This is a genomic window from Methylocapsa palsarum, from assembly GCF_900114285.1.
Lineage (GTDB): Bacteria > Pseudomonadota > Alphaproteobacteria > Rhizobiales > Beijerinckiaceae > Methylocapsa > Methylocapsa palsarum.
The window spans coordinates 1-2857 of the sequence record NZ_FOSN01000057.1 but is presented as its reverse complement, the minus strand read 5'-3'; the positions used below and the strand labels follow the sequence as shown (position 1 = coordinate 2857).

2 protein-coding genes and 1 pseudogene are annotated in these 2857 nt (G+C 57.3%); 1 reads left to right on the top strand and 2 read right to left on the bottom strand.

Annotated elements, in window-relative coordinates:
• Positions 1-393 (bottom strand): cupin domain-containing protein (locus BM177_RS19200; protein ID WP_139223761.1); only part of this gene is annotated, 393 nt, incomplete at its 3' end.
• An 846-nt stretch (positions 394-1239) separates the two neighbouring features.
• Between BM177_RS19200 and BM177_RS19190 the strand changes: the two genes are divergently transcribed.
• Entirely contained in the window at positions 1240-1881 is a 642-nt protein-coding gene (locus BM177_RS19190; protein ID WP_091686885.1) for a TetR/AcrR family transcriptional regulator, read from the top strand.
• 89 nt (positions 1882-1970) lie between these two features.
• Here the strand turns inward: BM177_RS19190 and BM177_RS19185 are convergent.
• Positions 1971-2608, bottom strand: a pseudogene (locus BM177_RS19185) (integrase core domain-containing protein); the annotation flags it as partial.
• Positions 2609-2857 lie beyond the last annotated feature (249 nt).

Sequence of the window (2857 nt, the reverse complement as noted above, 5' to 3'; positions counted from 1 at the left end):
ATCCTTGGCCGCAACGAAATGCGGAACGTTCGGCACCTCGGAAAAGAACGTTCCGGCCGGATAGGGCATCAATTTGCTGTCGTCAAATTGGTCGCCGAACCCAAAATAGAGGGTGCCCGATAAAACGGTGAGCGTCCGCGCTTCCTCGGGATGCGTGTGCGCTGCAACCTTGGTCCCGGCGGCAAGCTTTAGGCGCACTACGTAAAGCCCGGGCTGGGACGGGTCTCCACAAAGAACGGCGACCTGAACTCCTGCGGCCGTGTCCTTGAAGGAAATGTCCTGCGGGAACTTCACAATAGCGGCGTCATCTGCTTTGACCGCTTGAACGGCGATGAGCAGGCAGGAGCTGAAGAGAACCGACGAAACGCGAGTCTTCATAAATGCCTTGTTCATCGCGCGACCCCTTTAGTTGTCCGTATTGACCCGTGGCATAGCATGCCTCCATTTTCGATCATACTTTAGACAATACCGGCCAGAGGCGGCTGAACGTCTCGGGCTGATGAAGGCGGCGCTCCTATGCGATCTTCTCGCGCTCTAAATCCCTCTAACTTGGAACTCCGGAGGGCCGCCAGGATCAATTTGAAGAGTCAGATTTTCTACGTTCCTTGGGAGCGGCTGCGCGAACTTGAGGCTGCTGAGGCGGGGGGTTATCGGGTCCAGAAGAGTCTGGAATCGACCCGTCATGTTCTTCGAGAATTGCCGGACGTTTCGATCACCAAGATCCCTGCGGCGAAGAAACATAATGATCGCCGGATGAGGCTGAATTAAAGGCGTCCGTCCGCCTTGGCGCAAGTCAAGGATGGCGCGCCAGCGTAGCGCGCTCCAATGTCGCTGCGGCGTGCAGCGCTCGATCGGCCTGCCAGGCGCACCTGCAGTCGTGCCTGGCAGGCTTCCTTAAAGAAACCTGAAATTTTGACGTGCTGAAACATGGCAATAGTGTGGCGACGTAAGCTTGACGTCAATTCAAAAATTGATGCAGAGACGATATGCGCCGTCAAATTCTTATGGTCATTGCATATTCATCACACAATGCTTGCCTTCGGATACCGTCCAGCGCCCGGCGGCCAAATACTCCAGCCAGTCTGGCCGAACGCTCACGACTTTCCCGCCTCGTTCCACGCGTCGAAGCCGCTTTCGAAGATAGGGAACCCAGTTCATCAATGGGAGTTGACGGCCAACAAATACGTCGTAATCCCTCCTCGCTATTATTTTTCGACTTTATTGGGAGGTTTACAATCAATGGTTGATACGGCGGTTCGGAAGCCCGACACTTACTCCGAGATCCTTGAGGTTGCGGAGCATTTATTCGAGCAGCTCGGTTTTCAGAAGACCACAGTCGCCGATATCGCGCATGAGATGCAGATGTCTCCGGCTAATATTTATCGCTTCTTTGCGGCTAAGGGCGAGATTAACCAAGCCGTCGCAGACCGGCTGCTCGCCAAGGTGATAGTCGAAATCCGAAAAATCGCACGTGCCTCGGGGCCCGCGAGCGCGAAATTGCGCGTCCTCATCTTCACGGTCGAGAAACTAAATTCGCAACGCTTCTCGTCTGACCGCAAACTTCATGACTTGCTCGAAGCAGCCTATAATGCACATTGGCCGATCGTTGCCGCACACGACGAGGCCGTCAATAAGGTGTTCGCTCAGGTCATTTCCGACGGAATGGCGGCTGGCGAATTCAGGGAGGGCGATTCTGACCTCGCAGCAATTCTTGTGCGCAGCGCCTGTATAAGGTTTTTTCATCCTCGGCTTGTGGTGGAATACGCGCAGGATCCAGAGCCGACTGTCGATCAGATGGTTGACCTTTGCCTGGCCGCCCTTGCGAAACAGCCCCAATTGGCCGCGCGCCTCGCCGGCAAGCAACACATCATCATTTCGTGAATAGCTTCGCTCCGAGGGCGGGAGTCCACCTGCTATTCTCAGGGTTACCCAACTTAAATTTTACGCTCGAAATTAGTCAGAAAAAACGCTTAATCTCTTGGTTTTGATGGTGGGCGCACACGGGCTCGAACCGTGGACCCGCTGATTAAGAGTCTGGTGCTAATTGGGCACACAGTAAGTCGAAAGCAGGTCCGGTTCGACTTCCGAGTGGTTCGGAGCGTGAACTCGGCGGGCGTGAGCCCGCCGAGACTGGTATGTGGGCGGTTGGCATTGTAGTCGACGCGCCAGGCTTCGATGACAAGCCTGGCGGCTGGCAGGCTCCGGAACAGGCATTCGTTGAGGCATTCGTCCCGAAAACGCCCGTTCAGGCTCTCGACAAAGGCGTTCTGCATTGGCTTGCCCGGCGCAACGTAATGCCACTCGACGCCATTGACCTCCTGCCAGCGCAAGATTGCGTGCGAAGTCAGTTCCGTTCCGTTGTCGCTGACAATCATGAGCGGCTTGCCGCGCCAGGAGATGAGGGCGTCGAGTTCCCGTGCGACACGATGGCCGCCGATCGACGTGTCCACGACAAGCGCCAAACATTCCCGAGTAAAATCGTCCACAACGACCAGCACGCGGAAGCGGCGCCATTGCTGAGCGTATCCGACACGAAGTCGAGGCTCCATCGCTGATTGCGCCCCTGCGGCAGCATCATCGGCGCTCGCGTGCCGAGCGCCCGCGAACGGCGGCGCTGTCCTTGTTGCTCCAGCGGAACTCGGCGCCATCAACCCACATCCGGTGCCGAACCACGGCGAGGCGATCCGCGAGGTTGCGTTCAATTTTACCTCGGAAACGAGTGGACTTCCGCGCCGAAGAGAGCGTGACTGTGGTCATGCCGCGGTAAGGCCTGTCGCCCCCTCTCCTGGATCCCGCCCCACTGGCCCGCCGCCATTGTGGGGCTTCGGTCGTGACGGCGCATGCGCCGCCGCAACCG

Bases quoted from the DNA above. Each gene is read 5' to 3' on its own strand.
- BM177_RS19190 (WP_091686885.1), top strand. From the start codon at position 1,240: ATGGTTGATACGGCGGTTCGGAAGCCCGACACTTACTCCGAGATCCTT.